15 protein-coding genes and 2 pseudogenes are annotated in these 16,207 nt (G+C 69.4%); 5 read left to right on the top strand and 12 right to left on the bottom strand.

Annotation, left to right across the window (positions count from 1 at the left end):
- Positions 1-50: 50 nt before the first annotated feature.
- Positions 51-1,853 (top strand): translation elongation factor 4, encoded by a 1,803-nt coding sequence (gene lepA / locus UCD39_RS17960; RefSeq protein WP_330497247.1) that lies wholly within the window; start codon positions 51-53, stop codon positions 1,851-1,853.
- Positions 1,854-2,007: 154 nt separating this feature from the next.
- On the opposite strand, the gene UCD39_RS17965 is transcribed toward lepA, so the two are convergent.
- The 6 genes from UCD39_RS17965 to UCD39_RS17990 all read right to left on the bottom strand — a co-directional run bounded on the left by UCD39_RS17965 (position 2,008) and on the right by UCD39_RS17990 (position 9,658).
- Positions 2,008-2,289: a type II toxin-antitoxin system ParD family antitoxin gene (locus UCD39_RS17965; protein ID WP_330497248.1), complete on the bottom strand. Its 282-nt coding sequence runs from the start codon at positions 2,287-2,289 to the stop codon at positions 2,008-2,010.
- A gap of 69 nt (positions 2,290-2,358) precedes the next feature.
- Complete coding sequence (locus UCD39_RS17970) at positions 2,359-4,095, bottom strand: sensor histidine kinase (protein WP_330497249.1); 1,737 nt, start codon at positions 4,093-4,095, stop codon at positions 2,359-2,361.
- 185 nt (positions 4,096-4,280) lie between these two features.
- Complete coding sequence (gene purH / locus UCD39_RS17975) at positions 4,281-5,867, bottom strand: bifunctional phosphoribosylaminoimidazolecarboxamide formyltransferase/IMP cyclohydrolase (protein ID WP_330497250.1); 1,587 nt, start codon at positions 5,865-5,867, stop codon at positions 4,281-4,283.
- An 82-nt stretch (positions 5,868-5,949) separates the two neighbouring features.
- Positions 5,950-7,602: a heparinase II/III family protein gene (locus tag UCD39_RS17980; protein ID WP_330497251.1), complete on the bottom strand. Its 1,653-nt coding sequence runs from the start codon at positions 7,600-7,602 to the stop codon at positions 5,950-5,952.
- Between the two features lie 15 nt (positions 7,603-7,617).
- Positions 7,618-8,298 (bottom strand): ribulose-phosphate 3-epimerase, encoded by a 681-nt coding sequence (gene rpe / locus UCD39_RS17985; RefSeq protein ID WP_330497252.1) that lies wholly within the window; start codon positions 8,296-8,298, stop codon positions 7,618-7,620.
- 43 nt (positions 8,299-8,341) lie between these two features.
- On the bottom strand, positions 8,342-9,658 hold the full coding sequence (locus tag UCD39_RS17990; RefSeq protein ID WP_330497253.1) for an RsmB/NOP family class I SAM-dependent RNA methyltransferase: 1,317 nt from the start codon (positions 9,656-9,658) through the stop codon (positions 8,342-8,344).
- An 82-nt stretch (positions 9,659-9,740) separates the two neighbouring features.
- Between UCD39_RS17990 and UCD39_RS17995 the strand changes: the two genes are divergently transcribed.
- A complete protein-coding gene (locus UCD39_RS17995) occupies positions 9,741-10,031 on the top strand; it encodes a DUF1674 domain-containing protein (protein ID WP_442943664.1) in 291 nt (96 codons plus the stop codon).
- A 171-nt stretch (positions 10,032-10,202) separates the two neighbouring features.
- On the opposite strand, the gene UCD39_RS18000 is transcribed toward UCD39_RS17995, so the two are convergent.
- From UCD39_RS18000 to UCD39_RS18010, 3 genes are all read right to left on the bottom strand, one after another.
- The gene (locus UCD39_RS18000) at positions 10,203-10,784 is read right to left on the bottom strand and encodes an ActR/PrrA/RegA family redox response regulator transcription factor (protein WP_330497254.1); all 582 of its coding nucleotides are present in this window, start codon (positions 10,782-10,784) and stop codon (positions 10,203-10,205) included.
- A gap of 252 nt (positions 10,785-11,036) precedes the next feature.
- Positions 11,037-11,369 carry an ATP-binding protein gene (locus UCD39_RS18005; RefSeq protein ID WP_330497255.1) on the bottom strand — a complete coding sequence of 111 codons (333 nt, stop codon included), beginning with the start codon at positions 11,367-11,369 and terminating at the stop codon, positions 11,037-11,039.
- The gene (locus tag UCD39_RS18010) at positions 11,339-12,409 is read right to left on the bottom strand and encodes an ActS/PrrB/RegB family redox-sensitive histidine kinase (RefSeq protein ID WP_330497256.1); all 1,071 of its coding nucleotides are present in this window, start codon (positions 12,407-12,409) and stop codon (positions 11,339-11,341) included. Before UCD39_RS18010 ends, UCD39_RS18005 begins: the two co-directional genes overlap by 31 nt.
- A gap of 168 nt (positions 12,410-12,577) precedes the next feature.
- Here UCD39_RS18010 and UCD39_RS18015 point away from each other — a divergent pair, with 168 nt between their 5' ends.
- On the top strand, positions 12,578-12,970 hold the full coding sequence (locus UCD39_RS18015) for a hypothetical protein (protein WP_145732728.1): 393 nt from the start codon (positions 12,578-12,580) through the stop codon (positions 12,968-12,970).
- Positions 12,971-13,033: 63 nt separating this feature from the next.
- On the opposite strand, the gene UCD39_RS18020 is transcribed toward UCD39_RS18015, so the two are convergent.
- The 3 genes and pseudogenes from UCD39_RS18020 to UCD39_RS18030 form a co-directional block, all read right to left on the bottom strand.
- Positions 13,034-13,417 (bottom strand): hypothetical protein, encoded by a 384-nt coding sequence (locus tag UCD39_RS18020; protein ID WP_145619986.1) that lies wholly within the window; start codon positions 13,415-13,417, stop codon positions 13,034-13,036.
- A 115-nt stretch (positions 13,418-13,532) separates the two neighbouring features.
- A pseudogene (gene cobT, locus UCD39_RS18025) lies at positions 13,533-14,432 on the bottom strand (nicotinate-nucleotide--dimethylbenzimidazole phosphoribosyltransferase); the annotation flags it as partial.
- 11 nt (positions 14,433-14,443) lie between these two features.
- Positions 14,444-14,569: pseudogene (locus tag UCD39_RS18030) on the bottom strand (nicotinate-nucleotide--dimethylbenzimidazole phosphoribosyltransferase); the annotation flags it as partial.
- Positions 14,570-14,653: 84 nt separating this feature from the next.
- Between UCD39_RS18030 and cobS the strand changes: the two are divergent.
- Positions 14,654-15,469, top strand: coding sequence for an adenosylcobinamide-GDP ribazoletransferase (cobS, locus tag UCD39_RS18035; RefSeq protein ID WP_330497257.1), 816 nt, complete (start codon positions 14,654-14,656; stop codon positions 15,467-15,469).
- Positions 15,466-16,098 (top strand): histidine phosphatase family protein, encoded by a 633-nt coding sequence (locus UCD39_RS18040; protein WP_330497258.1) that lies wholly within the window; start codon positions 15,466-15,468, stop codon positions 16,096-16,098. Before cobS ends, UCD39_RS18040 begins: the two co-directional genes overlap by 4 nt.
- Positions 16,099-16,207 lie beyond the last annotated feature (109 nt).

Below are 16,207 nucleotides of genomic sequence, written 5' to 3' on the forward strand. Positions count from 1 at the left end.
AGGACGCGGGGCATCCTATGGTCGCGGGAATTTTCCCAGACCGGCCCGTCATGACCGACCTTTCGCACATCCGCAATTTCTCCATCATCGCCCATATCGACCACGGCAAGTCGACCCTGGCCGATCGCCTGATCCAGTATTGCGGCGGCCTGGACGCCCGCGAAATGCGCGAGCAGGTGCTCGACAGCATGGATATCGAGCGCGAGCGCGGCATCACCATCAAGGCGCAGACCGTGCGCCTGAACTACAAGGCCGATGACGGGCAGACCTATCAGCTGAACCTGATGGACACGCCCGGCCACGTCGACTTCGCCTATGAGGTTTCCCGCTCGCTGGCGGCGTGCGAGGGCTCGCTGTTGGTGGTCGATGCCTCGCAGGGGGTGGAGGCGCAGACGCTGGCCAACGTCTACCAGGCCATCGACCACAACCATGAAATCGTCCCGGTCCTGAACAAGATCGACCTGCCGGCGGCCGAACCCGACCGCATCAAGCAGCAGATCGAGGACGTGATCGGCCTGGACGCCAGCGACGCCGTCATGATCTCGGCCAAGACCGGCCTGAACATCAAGGACGTGCTGGAAGCCATCGTCAAACGGCTGCCGCCGCCCAAGGGCGAGCTGGACGCGCCGCTGAAGGCCTTGGTGGTCGACAGCTGGTACGATCCCTACCTGGGCGTGGTCATCCTGGTGCGCGTCGTCGATGGCGAGCTGAAGGTTGGCCAGAAGATCCGCATGATGGCCACGGGCGCCGCCAAGGAAGCCGACCGCGTCGGCCATTTCACGCCCAAGGCCGTGCAGTCGGGCCGTCTGGGGCCGGGCGAGATGGGCTTCATCACCGCCGGCATCAAGGACATCCGCGAAACCAAGGTGGGCGACACCATCACCGAGGATCGTCGCCCGGCGGCCGAGCCGCTGGAAGGCTTCAAGCCCAGCGTGCCGGTGGTGTTCTGCGGCCTGTTCCCCACGGACGCCGCCGAGTTCGAGCATTTGCGCGAGAGTCTGGGCAAGTTGGCCCTGAACGACGCCAGCTTCCAGTTCGAGGCGGAGACGTCGGCCGCCCTGGGCTTTGGCTTCCGCTGCGGCTTCCTGGGCCTGCTGCACCTGGAGATCATCCAGGAGCGGCTGGAGCGCGAGTTCAACCTGGACCTGATCACGACGGCGCCCAGCGTCATCTACAAGGTCCACATGACCGACAAGTCGGTCATCGACATGCACAACCCGGCCGACATGCCGGACCCCATCCGCATCGACCACATCGATGAGCCGTGGATCCGCGCCACCATCATGCTGCCCGACGAATATCTGGGCGGCATCCTGGCGCTGTGCACCGAGCGGCGCGGCCAGCAGATCGACCTGACCTACGTCGGCGGGCGCGCCATGCTGGTCTACAAGCTGCCGCTGAACGAAGTGGTGTTCGACTTCTATGACCGGCTGAAGTCCATCAGCCGCGGCTATGCCAGCTTCGACTACCAGATGGAAGGGTACGAGACCGGCGACCTGGTCAAGATGTCCATCCTGGTGAACGCCGAGCCGGTGGACGCGCTGTCGACCATCGTCCACCGCAGCCAGGCCGAGCACCGCGGCCGCCTGCTGTGCGAGCGGCTGAAGGAGCTGATCCCGCGCCAGCTGTTCAAGATCGCCGTGCAGGCCGCCATCGGCAGCCGCGTCATCGCCCGCGAAACCATCAGCGCCATGCGCAAGGACGTGCTGGCCAAGTGCTACGGCGGCGACATCAGCCGCAAGCGCAAGCTGCTGGACAAGCAGAAGGAAGGCAAGAAGCGCATGCGGCAGTTCGGCGAGGTCGAAATTCCGCAGAGCGCCTTCATCGCCGCCCTCAAGATGGGCGACGGCTGATCGCCGTCCTCAAAGCTTCGATTACCGCGCCGGCCGCCCCACAAAGGGCGGCCGGTCGGCGTTTCAGGGGCCTTCGCCACCGGGAATATGCTGTTCCACGTCCATGGCATCGTGAAGGACACGCACGATCCCGACCACAGCGGCTTCGCTGTGATCAGCGCTCGCCAGCGGCTGCACCGCCCAAATTGGCGATGTAATTTTCCAGGTCCGCATCGCTTTCCAGCAGATCAAACCGGCCTTCCGCGATATCCCGGCGCCCCACCTCCGCCGCTTCGCTCAACGCCCTGAGCTTGGCGGCATGTTCCTCTTCTTCCCGTTCCACCAACCGCAGGCCGGCGCGGAGGTCCTCGCTGGCGTTCTGATAGCGGCCAGATCGCACCAGGGTTTCGATGACCCGCTCATGATGGTCGGTCAGCACCACGTTGCGTGTGGGCATAGGGATTCCTCCTGCGGCAAGGGCGGTGCTGGAAGCCCACCCCTTATTGGCATACTATGCCAATGCTGATTATCCCAGCGGGAAGCGCAAGGTGAACCGCGTGCCGGGCGCACCGTTTTCGTAGCGGAAGCTGCCCCGCAGTTGACGGGTGAAGGCGTCGATCAGCAGCAGGCCCAGGCTCTTGCGCCCGGCCCTGGACGCGGCGTCCGGCATGCCGATGCCATCGTCGGTCACGGTCAGCACGCCCTCCGCCCCCTCACGCCGCAAGGTGACGGACAGGGCGCCGCCCCGCCCGCCGGGATAGGCGTGCTTGAAGGCGTTGGACAGCACCTCGTTCAACACCAGGGTGACGGGCACCGAGGCCGTCAGGTCCGTCGCCAGCGGCTCCACCGCCAGCGCCAGGGTCACGCGGCGCGGCTCATCCGCCGGGGTTCCCTCCCCCTGGTGGATATTGTCGATCTCGCGCGCCAGGGCAGTGATCACGCGGTCCAGCGGCACCACGTCGACATCGGCGGCGCGGTGCAGCTGTTCGTGCAGGATCCCCATGGCCTGGATGCGGCGCAAGGCATCGCCCAGCACCGGGCGCAGCGCCGGGTTCATGCTGGCCTGCAGTTGCAGCAGGCTGGAGACAACCTGCAGGTTGTTCTTCACCCGGTGATGCGTATCGCGCAGCAACATCTCCCGTTCCGCCAAGGCCTTGTCCAGATGGCGGGTGCGGTCAGCCACCCGTGCCTCCAGCACGGTGTTGGCCTGGCGCAGGATGCGGTCGGCGCGCGCCAGGTCGCGGGACCGCCGGATGGCGATCCACGCCACGAGCATCAGCGCCAGCGAGGCCGGCACGGCCACAGCGGCGTAGATCAGGGCCCGGCCCTCCCATTCGCTGGCGATGCTGTCCGTGGTGATGCCGTAGACGACATACAGCGGCAGGTTGGGCACCTTGCGGCGGGCGTACAGGCGCTCCACGCCATCGATAGGCGAGGTCAGGATGAAGGTGCCGGCGGCATCCGCCGGCGCCTGGATGAAACCGGGGTAAGAGCCCTGCTGCAGGTTGTCGTCCGCCGGGGCGGGTTCCCGCAGCAGCAGGGCGCCATCTTCCCGGATCAGCAGCATGGTCTTGGGCTCACCCGCGAACAGCGACCGGTAGAAGGAAATGAAATAATCCGGCCTGAGCGACAGCTGGGCCACGCCATTGAACCGGCCATCCAACGTCTGCATGCGCTGGCTGATGGGCAGGAAGGGCTGGCCCGACAGGCGGCCGCGCAGCTGCTGGCCGATATAGATACCGGTGCCTGGTTTCAGCTGGGCGCGGAAATACTCGCGATCGCTGACATCCAGCACGGGCGTCGGCCACTGCATGGTGTTGACCCGGACGATGCCGGTGGGGTCGACCACCCACACGCCCTCCAGCTCCGGCGAGGCCTGCCAAATCTCCCGCAGCCGGTCATAGAATCGGCTGTCACCGGCGATTTCCTTCCAACCGGCATCATCCACCAGGCGTTCGACATACCGCAGGCTGGCGGCGTGGATGCTGAAGATCTTGCCCGCGTGTTCTTCCAGAACATGGGTGACGTCCACCACCTGGTCGCGGGCGTCGTCCCAGACCCGGCGGTGATGGTCCCAGGCGGCCCAGGCGAAGACCAGCAGGGTCAGCACCAGGCTCATGAGCAGCAAGGCCGCCACCGGCCGGCCGGCGGACGGGATCAGGGGAACGGCGGCGGACGCCACCCCCTCCGGCGGATCGCCGGTGGCGGGTGCGGATGGGGGGACGCCTGCCGGAATGGCATGGTCTGGCGCGGAGGCGATCATACGGGCGGGCCCAGTCCTTATTGGCCCAGGCTTCTGCACCCCATCGCAGTCCCGGGCGTACCCCTCAGGTCATCGCCACCCCTGAACGACCGGTCCTCCCCACAGTGTCCCACGAAGGACAAAGGGGGAAGCGCCGACGATGGCCGATGCCTTGATACGGACCATCGCCGGCATTCCTACGCCCGTCAGTGACGGAAATGACGCATCCCGGTAAATACCATGGCCAGGCCGCGCTCGTCCGCCGCGTCGATCACCTCCTGGTCACGCATGGAGCCGCCGGGCTGGATGACGGCGGTGACACCGGCCTCCGCCGCGGCGATCAGACCATCGGCGAAGGGGAAGAAGGCGTCGGACGCCACCACGCTGCCCTTGGTGCCCGGCTCGGACAGGCCCGCGGCCTGTGCCGCCTCGCGGCTCTTGATGGCGGCGATGCGGCTGCTGTCGACTCGGCTCATCTGGCCGGCGCCGATGCCCACGGTGGCCAGGTCCTTGGCATAGACGATGGCGTTGGACTTGACGTGCTTGCCGACGCGGAAGGCGAACAGCAGGTCGGCCAATTCCTTCGCCGTCGGGCCGCGCTTGGTCACCACCTTGAGGTCGGCCGGCAGGACACGGCCGTCATCCCGGCTCTGGGCCAGGAAGCCGCCGGCCACGGTCTTGATCAGGGTGCCGGCCTGGGCCGGGTTGGGCAGGTCGCCGGTCAGCAGCACGCGCAGGTTCTTTTTGGACGCCAGCACGGCGCGGGCCGCCTCGTCCGCGTCGGGCGCGATCACCACCTCGGCGAACAGCCGGGATATGGCCTCGGCCGTCACGGCGTCGAGCGTGCGGTTGGCGGCGATGATGCCGCCGAAGGCGGAAACGGGGTCACAGGCCAGCGCGCGGGCATAGGCGCCGGGCAGGTCATCGCCCTCGGCCACACCGCAGGGGTTGGCGTGCTTGATGATGGCGATGGCGGGACGCTCGAACTCGGCCACCAGCTCGAAGGCCGCGTCGGTGTCGTTCAGGTTGTTGTAGGACAGCTCCTTGCCCTGCAGCTGGGTGGCGGTGGCGATGCCGGGACGGCGCTCCCCCGTCACGTAGAAGGCGGCCGTCTGGTGCGGGTTCTCGCCATAGCGCAGGGTCTGGCGCAGGGTGCCGGATACGGTCACGCTCTCCGGCCAGGTCTGGCCCAGGCGGTTGGCGAACCAGGCGCCGATGGCGGCGTCATAGGCGCCGGTGCGGGCATAGGCCTTGGCGGCCAGCCGGCGGCGCAGGTCCAGTGTGGTCTGGCCGTCATGGGCGGCCAACTCCGCCAGCAGGGGGGCGTAGTCGGAGGGGTCGGTCACCACCGCCACGAAGTCGTGGTTCTTGGCGGCACCCCGGATCAAGCTGGGGCCGCCGATGTCGATGTTCTCGATGCAGGTCTCGAAATCCGCGCCCTTCGCCACCGTGGCCTCGAAGGGGTAGAGGTTCACCACCACCAGGTCGATGCCGGGGATGTCATGGGCGTTCATGGCCGCCACATGCCCCTCGTCATCGCGGCGGGCCAGGATGCCGCCATGGATGCGCGGGTGCAGGGTCTTCACCCGGCCGTCCATCATCTCGGGGAAGCCGGTGTGATCGCCCACCTCGGTCACGGGCACGCCGGCCTCGGCCAAGCGCTGGGCGGAACCGCCGGTGGACAGGATGTGCACGCCGCGCGCGGCCAGGGCCTGGCCCAGCTCAATCAGGCCGGTCTTGTCGGACACGGAGATGAGGGCGCGGCGCAGGGGAACGAGATCGGGGCTGGTCATGATGGCAATCCGGCTTGGATGGATTTGGGGAAAGAGAAAGCCCGGCAGCAAGCCGGGCTCGGGGAAATTCACACAGGGGTGGTCAGGGGTCGGCGCCCTCGGCCTTCTTCTCGCGGCGCAGGGCCCATTTCACGGTGGCGCCGCCGGGGGCCGTCTGGCCGCGCACGGTGACCTGCAAGGTGCCGCGCGGCTCGGGCCCGTCGCCCAGGTAGACGCTTTCCTCCAGCCCCACCACACCGCCCGACAGACGCAGGCGCCAACCGGCGCCCGACGGCAGGCGCAGCAGCACGCCGTCACCGCCCTGAGAAAGGCTGGCATGGACACCGGGATGCAGGTGGAAACGCAGGGTGTAGGCCTGGCCGCCCGACCCGCCCTCAAGCCTGTCCTCGCCCCGCAGGTCCTCCCCGCTTTCGGCGAGGTACAGGCGGCGGTGATGGATCAGGCCGAAGCCGTCGCGGTACCCGTCGTGCGCCGCCTCGACCAGCACGGCGCCGCCGGTTTCCCGCCGCTTGGCCTCTACGGGATGCGGGCGACGGCCCAGGCCGCCATCCTCCCGCACCGAGGCGGAGTTGGTGTCGGCCACCACCAGGGTGGAGTGGGCGGCGGTGGAGGCGAGCGCGCCGCGCCACGCGCCGGTTTCCGACGGATGGCCGCCGCAATTGACGATCAGCCGCTCCCGCCCCACGCTCATTTCAAATGAGAGGGTGCCGGCATGAGCGCGGGCGTCCAGGCCCGCGGGGGGCGGCGCGCCGGCGTCGAACAGCACGCAGGTGCGGCCCGCCGCCAGCCGCTCAAACCCCACATGGGGGGCGGAGCGCAGGGGGCGGCCGCGCGCGTCGGCCTGGCTCAGCACCGTGTCGATGAAGGCCGGGTCTTCCGCGCACCCGCCGTTGAACAGGGCGAGACCGCCATCGCCATGGCGGAAGAAGCGCAGGGTGGGGGTCAGGCGGTCAATAGTATGCTGCAGGGCGTCCGGCATGTCGGCCCGGGCGGCGCGCAACACCCCCCGGATGTCGATGAGGTGACGCAGCACCTGCAATTGCAGCGATGGGCTGCGCTGCACATGGCCACCATCGGCCATGACCTGGCGCGCCAGCTCGCGGTTCAGCAGCCACAGCGCCCGCTGGGCGGTGCGCACGCGGCCTGGCAGGCATAGGCCGCCATAGATCATGCCCTTGATGCCCAGGATCAGGTCGACGCCGCGCAGGCGACCGGGCACCAGGCGGGCCAGATGACGCAACTGGCGGGCCAGGCTGTCGAAGACCCGGGCGCGCAAGCCGTCATCGGCGCTGGCCAGGAAGAAATCATGGGCGCCGATCCAGGCTGCGATGCGCTGGGCCGTCACCTCCGGCGCCCAGGCGACGGCGTGCCAGGAGGAGAAACCGTCCAGCCAGCTGGTGACCAGCACGCGGGCCTGGCGCCGCGCGGCGTCGCCGCCCACGGCCTTCAGGTGGCGCAGCCAGTCGAACCCATGCAGCGCGGTCAGCCAGGCGGACCCGGCGGACAGGTCCAGCCAGGGCGGCAGGTCGGCCTGGCGCTCCTCCCCCGCGAAGGCGAAGCGGCCGGCCAGCAGCGCTTCACCCTGGCGGGGGTCGCCCGGCCACGGGTCGGCCGGCACCACACCCAGCGCCTGGGGCGCGCGGCTTTTCAGCAGCACGCCGTACAGCGGCGTCCGGTAGACCAGCGCGCCGGGGCCGGCGCGAAACCGTCTCATGCCGGAAGTGACACGGGCCATGCGCCGTTCGACCCCTTAGACCAGCGGGCCGCGCAGGCGGCGGATGTTGTCGGCGTAGGCGTCAGGGCCGCCCTGGAAGGTGGCGGTGCCGGCAACCAGCACGTCGGCACCGGCGGAGATCGCCACGGGCGCCATCTCGGCATTGATGCCGCCATCGACCTCCAGGTCGATGACACGGGAGGTGCCGGCGGTCACCGCGTCGATGCGCTGGCGGATGGCCCGGATCTTGTCCTTCTGGCTGTTGATGAAGGACTGGCCGCCGAAGCCGGGGTTGACCGACATGACCAGGATCATGTCGACGTCGTCCATGATGTAGTCCAGCACCGAGATGGGCGTCGCCGGGTTCAGCGCCACGCCGGCCTTCTTGCCCAGGCTGCGGATCAACTGCAGCGTGCGATGGGTGTGGGCGCCGGCCTCGGGATGCACGGTGATGATGTCGGCGCCGGCCTTGGCGAAGGCGGCGACGAAATTGTCGACCGGGCTGATCATCAGGTGAACGTCGAACACCTTGGCCGAATGCGGGCGCAGCGCCTGCACCACCATGGGGCCGATGGTCAGGTTGGGCACGAAATGCCCGTCCATGACGTCGATGTGGATATAGTCGGCGCCGGCAGCGTCCACGGCCCGAACCTCCGCGCCCAGGTTGGCGAAGTCGGCCGACAGGATGGAGGGGGCGATGCGTACCGGCTGCTGCATGGTGACTATGGTTCCTATCAACTAAGGGCTGTTTTGCCAACCGCTAGGCGGTGCGGCGCAGGCGGGTCATGAAAAATCCGTCAAGTCCACCCAGCTCGGGCCAGTGGCCGGGCGTGGTGCGCACGTCGCCGCTGTCGGTCACCAGCGGGGCGAGCGCGGTGGCGTCCGCCTGCGGGTCGTACGCCAAGTCGACCGGGATGACGGGTTCCACCATGACGTCCAGGCGGCCCGACAGCAGCTTGGACAACTGCTCCTCGCCTTCCTCCGGCTGGAGGGAGCAGGTGCAGTAGACCACCAGGCCGCCGGGCTTCACCATGTCGATGGCGCGGTCCAGTAGGCGGCGCTGCACGCCCTGCAGGCGGCCCACGTCTTCCGGCGTCTTCAGCCGCGCCACGTCGGGGTGGCGGCGGATGGTGCCGGTGGCGCTGCACGGCGCGTCCAGCAGCACGGCGTCCACCGGTTCGTCCGGCAGCCATTTGGTGGCGTCGGCCACCGCCGTGGTGACCGACAGGCCCAGCCGTTCCATGTTGCGCGACAGCCGGTCCAGCCGGGGGGCGGAGCGGTCGACCGCCGTCACCTTGGCGCCGGCGGCGGCCAACTGGGCGGTCTTGCCGCCCGGGGCGGCGCACAGGTCGATGACGGTCAGGCCAGCGACATCGCCCAGCAGGCGGGCGGGCAGCGCGGCGGCGGCATCCTGCACCCACCAGGCGCCCTCATTGAAGCCCGGCAGTTCGGTGACCGACCCGCCGGCGGCGCGGCGCAGGGTGCCGGTGGGCAGCACCGTCGCCTCCAGCCTCTCGGCCCAGGCGTGCGGGTCGCCCTTCACCGTGATGTCCAGCGGCGCCTCGACCAGATGGGCGTCGACGATGGCGCGGGTGTGGCCGGTGCCGTAGTGCTGGCGCCAGGCCAGCCACAGCCAGTCGGGCGTGTTCAGGCGGCCGGCGTCCTGCGCGGCCAGCAGGTCAGCGCCCTCGCGCGCCAGGCGGCGCAGCACGGCGTTGATCAGGCCCTTCATGCCGGCCAGGCCCTTGGCCACGGCCAGTTCCACGCCCGTGTCCACGGCGGCGTGGGCGGGGGTGCCCAGGAACAGCAGCTGGGCGGCGGAAACGCGCAGGATGTCCAGCACGCCGGCCTTGGGCAGGTCCGGCCGCGCCAGCAGCGACAGGACCACGGCGTCGATCTGGCCCAGGCGGCGGATGACGGTGGCGGTCAGCAGGCGGACGAAGGCGCGGTCGCGCGCCTCCAGCGCCGGCAATCCCCGATGCTGATCCAATGCGTCATCCAGCGGCACGCGGCGGCGCAGCACGCTTTCCAAGAGATCCAGGACCACCCGGCGGGCAGCCAACGTTTCGGTATTCATGGGGGCGGGGTGTACCCTGGAAAAAGCCCGCTGTCACCGGCCCCTTTCGGCCACCCGCCCCCCGTTTCCGGCATGGATTTGGATGGGAAAGGCCGACACCTGGCAAAAGCCCTTGGCGTCGGTGGGCGTCGGGGCCAATTATACCCCCATGAGCAAGCTCCCCCCTCTGCCCGAACCCCCTTTGCCCGAACCCAAGGCCCCCGTGTTCAAGGCGCACGTCGCCCCCACGGCATCGGCGCCCGAGCCTGCCCCCGAAGCCGTCAAGGCCGAGGCCGCGAAACCCGAACCCGTGCGCGAGATCGGGGGCCCCACCGGCCCCGAGCCCACACGCTACGGCGACTGGGAGCGCAAGGGCCGCTGCAGCGATTTTTGAGGCAGGGCGTCCGCGCCATCCAGACCCAAGTGACCGCTCCAACGGAGGAGCGTCAGCGCCGACTAGCCCGCGACTGCGGGCGCCGGAGCCTTTTGGGGAGCGAAGCGGACTGAAAGGCGAGGATAGCCAAGCCCCCGGATGGGGGCGCCCGGCGCTTGAGGGAAAACGAGACTAAGTCCTAGGCGCGTGCTTGTTCAGGATGCGCTGCAGGGTACGGCGGTGCATTTTCAGCCGGCGCGCGGTTTCCGAGACGTTGCGGTCGCACTGCTCGAACACCCGCTGGATGTGTTCCCAGCGCACGCGGTCGGCGGACATGGGGTGTTCCGGCGGCGGCGGCAGGGGGCCGTCGGTCAGCAGGGCGGCCTCCACCGCGTCGGCGTCGGCCGGCTTGGGCAGGTAGTCCACGGCGCCGGCCTTCACGGCGGCGACGGCGGTGGCGATGTTGCCATAGCCCGTCAGCATGACGATGCGCGCCTCGGGCCGGGCGTCGCGCAGGGCCTTCACCACATCCAGGCCGCTGCCGTCGGCCAGGCGGAGGTCGACCACGGCGTAGCGCGGGGCGGCCTCCTGCGCCACCTCCACGCCCACCGCGACGCTGTCCACCGCCACGACGTCGAAGCCGCGCTTTTCCAGCGCGCGGGCCAGGCGGATGCGGAAGGGGCCGTCATCGTCCACCACCAGCAGGCTGCGCGACGCGTCCCCGGTGAAGCCGAGGCGCATGGGATCGATCACGTCACCGGTCTCAACGCTCATCTCTCGAAAACCCCTTATTTTCCGGCCGTGCTGTGTGGACGGTTGCAAAGCTATGAACGACCTTATTACGCCGTCCGGGACGGCTTGCCTGCGATTTCGACACGCGGCAAAAGGACGCCCCGTTATGGCGGAATAGATGGACACGCGATTGTGGCCATCCAAGGGCGGTAATACGCCCTCGTTCCCACCCGATCCCTGATTTATCCCTTTGGCCTGTCTTGGGCCCGCGCGTACATGGCCTTGTGGGCCGCCTCACTCGCCCGGCTGCGGCCCGCTCCAGTTCACGGTGACCAGGGCGCCGGCCCCGACGGGGGTGCTACCCGGCCGGCCGTTGGCGTAGGAGACGATGGCGCCGGTGCGTTCCAGCAGGATCTGGGCGATGAACAGGCCCAGCCCCATGGTGCCGCCCCCGCCCACGCGCACGGGCACCTGCTCCAACCGCTCATCCCGGTCAGAGACATAGGGCTCCCCCAACCGTTCCAACAGGCTGACGGGAAAGCCGGGGCCATCGTCCGCCACCGTCAGCACCAGGGCGGAGGGGTCGCACTGCAGGGTCACGTCCACCCGGGTGGTGGCGAACTGCATGGCGTTCTGAATGATGTTGCCCAGGCCGTGCTGCAGTTCCGGCGACAGCGGCAGGGGGAAGGCGCCCCCTCCTCCGCCCCGGTGACGGTGATGTCCAGGGTCACGTCCGCCCGCCGGTGCGGAGCGGCCACGGCCTCGATGACCTGGACGGGGCCCAGGGGGGCATAGGGCTCCATCTCCCCTTCCGCGTCCGGGCGGCGGGCCAGATCGGCCAGGATGACGCGGCAGCGGTCGCTCTGGCTCTGCAACAGCTGGACATCCTCCAGCCAGGGGCTGTCGGGTGGCATGTCGCGGGCCAGCTCCTTGGCCACCACGGCGATGGTGCCCAGCGGGCTGCCCAGCTCATGGGCCGCCGCCGCCGCCAGGGCGCCCAGGGCGGACGCCTTCTGGGCGCGGGCCAGCGACACCTGGCTGGCGATCAGGGCCTGGGACAGGTCGCGGCCCGACTGCGCCACCTTGTAGACGTAGGTCGCGATGAAAATGGCGGCCAGGGTGAGCGCCGCCCAGATGCCGGCCAGATAGATGGGCGACAGGGTGACGCCGTTGCTGGCCGGCCAGGACAGGGGCATGGCCAACGCCCACAGCAGGGTGAGACAGGCGGTGGTCAACGCGGTGAGGCTCGTGACCAGCCGGCGCGCCAGCATGCTGGCCCCCACCATCAGCGGCGCCAGCACCAGGACGGCGAAGGGATTCTCCAGGCCGCCGGTCAGCAGGAGCAGCAGGGTGAGCTGCACGGTGTCGTAGCCCAGGAAGGCGACGGCCCCCAGTTCGGTCAGGAAGGGGCTGCGGCGCCGGCGGGCGACGGCGTACAGGTTGATCAGCAGCGATACGGCCGTCACCGCCAGGGCCGGCAGCAGCGGAATGTCGACGCCGACCAGATCCTCCACCGTCAGCAGGGTGATGGTCTGGCCGGCGATGGCGATCCAGCGGATGGTGTTGAGGGTGCGCAGGTTGATGCGCGCCGCCGCCCAACGCCCGCCCCCCGGCCGCGCCTCATCCGGGCTGTCACCCACGCTTGCTGTCCACACCTGCCGCGTCATTGTCCCGACCGTCCCAAAGCTCAAGGTCGCCTGGATTAAGCAGCGGCAACCATGCCGGGCGTCAAGCGATTGCGCATCGGGCCAAGGCGTCGCACCCGCGCAGGCCCTTGCCCCCGGGCGTATGGCATTGATAATGACGGCGGGATGCCACCTGGTGGAGAAAGGTCCGTGGACAGCCAGCGCAAATTCGCGGTGCAGAAGCCCCAGGGCAAGAAGTGGGAAACCCTGGCCCTGGTCGACAGCCTGTCGGCGGGCAAGCGGGAGTTCAGCGAAGCGGTGCGCAGCCACGGGCGCGGCTACGTCCGCCTGATCCAGGTGGATTTCGAAAGTGAGGACGCGCTGTCCAACTATGACTGGCGCCTGGTGGAACTGCACGACCCCTACAAGGGCAGCGGCCGGCCCAAACCCACCGTGGTGGCGGGCTCGGAGCGCCCGGCCAAGCCCAAGAAGGACAAGGGGCCCGGCGAAAAGGTGGCGATCCCCATCCGCACATGGATGCTGGCCTGCCTGGTGGCGGTGGCCGTGGGCGTCATGTGGGTGCTGACGTATCACCGGCCGTGAGTTCTCAAACTCCGCATGACGTATGGAAAGTTCCAAGCTTAGCTACGAAAGGCCTAGCCTACATCACATCGAGCCGTCCAATGTGAACTCGGCATATTCGTGATCGACCACAGTCGCGAAAGTCCAACGCCCATTCCGTTCCTCGAAAACGAGACTGGCACCATCGGGCGACGCCCGTAGCCCATCGCGCGTCAATGTGGCGTCCATATAAGCGGTAAGGCCGAACTTCATCCTCTCAAGCCGATATGTGGATACGTCGCCGCCTCGGCGTATGGTGCCATCCGCCAGCACAATCGAACCGCAGCAGACGCTGCTGTACGTTCCGTTCACAAAAGCTGGACTTGGCTGACCGCTTCTTTTGACGAAGTAGATAAGGGCGACCAGGAGCGCCAAGCCGATGAAAGCCACATCTTTAACGCGCCCTTTGTTCCATGCGGTCCATTCCAACCGTGATCTCCATCGTTCTCACGATAGCAGGCGCATATCATAACACTGGCAGGATAACCCCAGCAGAGCGCCGGTCGCCCCCTGCTCCGACCTGATGGAGCAGGGGGCGACGTCATCAATGCGTGGCCCGGCCCTCGCCGCCCCGCGTGGACACGCCGGCCTCGGTGAACGTCGCCATGCCGGTGTGGCAGGCGACGGCGGCCTGCAGCAGGGGCAGGGCCAGGGCGGCGCCGGAGCCTTCGCCCAAGCGCATGCCCAGGGTCAGCAGCGGCTCCTGGCCGATAGCGTCCAGCAGGCGGCGGTGGGCCGGCTCGGCCGACAGGTGGCCGACGATGCAATGGTCCAGGGCGCGGGGGTCCAGCTTGAACAGCACGGCGGCGGCGGCGGTGCAGGCGTAGCCGTCCAGCACCACCGGCGTGCGGGCCATGCGGGCCGCCATGATGGCGCCGACGATGGCCGCCAGTTCATACCCGCCCAGGGCGCGCAGGACATGGAAGGGATCGGCCAGCAGATCGGCGTTGGCCTGGACGCCGGCCGCGACCACGGCGGCCTTACGCGCCACGCCCTCGGCATCCAGGCCGGTGCCGGGACCGACCCAATCCTCAGCCTTGCCCCCGAACAGGGCCAGGCACAGGGCGGCGGCGGATGTGGAATTGCCGATGCCCATCTCCCCCAGGCACAGCACGTCGATGCCGGTCTCCACCGCCATCATGCCGTAGGCCATGGCGCGGGCGCAGGCCTCCTCGCTCATGGCGGGGCCGTGGGTGAAGTCGGCGGTGGGGTTGTCCAGGTCCAGTTCATAGACGCGGAGGTCGGCGTCGGCCTGGCCACACAGCTGGTTCACCGCCGCACCGCCCTGGGTGAAGTTGTGCACCATCTGGGCCGTGACCGCCGACGGATAGGCGGACACGCCCAGCGCCGCCACACCATGGTTGCCGGCGAACACCGCCACGCGCGGATGCTGCACCCGGGGGGCGTGCGGCCCTGCCAGGTGGCCAGCCACTCGGTCAGGCTTTCCAGCCGGCCCAGGGCGCCGCGCGGCTTGGTCAACTGCACCTCGCGCTGCATGACGGTGGTGGCGGCCTCCAGATCCGGGCCCGGCAGGTCGGCCAGGACGCGGCGGAATTCGTCGAAGGAGGGGATGTCGCTCATGATGCTCCGGCCCGATGATGGGACCCGCGATCAGGCGCCGGACTGGCGCTGGCGGGCGGACGGGACTTCCCGTATACCGGAACCATGACTGATGCAACGGGGCCGCGCCTGGGCGGTGTCTTCGCCGAATTCATAGCCGCCGTGATCTTTTTGACGCGGTTGCCCATCCGTTGGCGCGGGGCCTGGCCCCAGGACCTGGATTCCCGAGCGCTGACCTGGTTTCCCATCGTCGGCACCCTGATCGGCGCCGTGGGCGGCCTGGTCTATTGGGGCCTGAGCAGCGTCAACGTCCCGCCCCTGCTGGCGGCACTGCTGACCGTGGGCGCCCTGATGGGCCTGACCGGCGCCTTGCATGAGGACGGGCTGGCCGACGTGGCCGACGGTTTCGGCGGCGGGCGCGACCGCGAGGCCAAGCTGACCATCATGAAGGACAGCCGTGTCGGCACCTATGGCGCCACCGCTCTGGTGCTGAGCGTGGCCGCCCGCACCCTGGCCCTGGCGGCCATCGCCAGCCCCCACCATGTGGCCGTGGCCCTGATCGGGGCGCATGCCTATTCCCGCGCCTTCCTGCCGGGCATGAAGCTGCTGTTGCCCGAGGCGCGGCTGGTGGGCCACAGCGCCGGCGTGGGCAAGCCCAACAGCGCCCGCGCCCTGGCGGCGCTGCTGGCCGGCTTCGTCCTGGCCGCCACCACCCTGGGCAAGCTGCCCATGGACGGGGGCATGACCCGCCTGGCCGTCCTGGCGGTGGCGGCCGGCGGCGTCCTGGTCGTGGCCCAGCTGGCGCGCCGCCAAGTGGGCGGCATCACCGGCGACGTGCTGGGCGCCGCGGAGCAGGTGGCGGAGATCCTGTTCCTGGTGGCCGTGACGGGCGCGCTGGGCGGCGCGGTCCCCATTCCATGAGCCAACGGCCAGAGGCAACGGTCCGCTGGTGGTGGGTGCGCCACGCGCCGCTGGACCAGCCGCACCAGATCGCCGGCCAGGCCGACGTGCCGCTGGCGGCCCCCTGGCCGGGGTCCAGCGCCCAGCTGACCGCCGCGCGCCTGCCCACCCCCGCGCTGTGGCTGGCCAGCCCCTTGTCCCGCACGCGGGAAACGGCAGCACGCCTGGCCGCCCTGGTGCCCGCCGCACCGGCGGAGGCGGAGACCGACCCTCGCCTAATGGAGCAGCATTTCGGCGCCTGGCAGGGCCACAGCTACGCCGGGCTGGAGGATGCGGGCGACCCACACCTGGCCCCCTTCTGGGCCGACCCCGCCGGCACCGCCCCGCCGGCAGGTGAGAGCTTCGCCACGCTGTGCCGCCGCGTCGCCGAGGCGGTGGAGGACTGGAGCCTCCGGCAGGCGGGTGACCGCGACATCGTCTGCGTCAGCCATGCCGGGCCCATCCGGGCGGCGGTGGCCCAGGCGCTGTCGCTGTCCCCGGCGGCGGCGCTGTCCCTGGACATCGCGCCGCTGTCGCTGACCCGCCTGGACCGTATCCCCAGCCCGGACGGCCCCGTCTGGGCCGTGCGCTGGATCAACCGCATCCCCTAATCACTCTCGCCGTGCCGCACGGCCGCCTTAGTTACCCTTCAGGGTGAGGCCCATGGTGTGGCGTCGCCCTGAACCATGGGCGGCAGCATCCAGATATGGTAGGAATTCT

Source organism: Nitrospirillum karajorum, from assembly GCF_036348415.1.
Classification (GTDB): Bacteria; Pseudomonadota; Alphaproteobacteria; order Azospirillales; family Azospirillaceae; genus Nitrospirillum; species Nitrospirillum amazonense_B.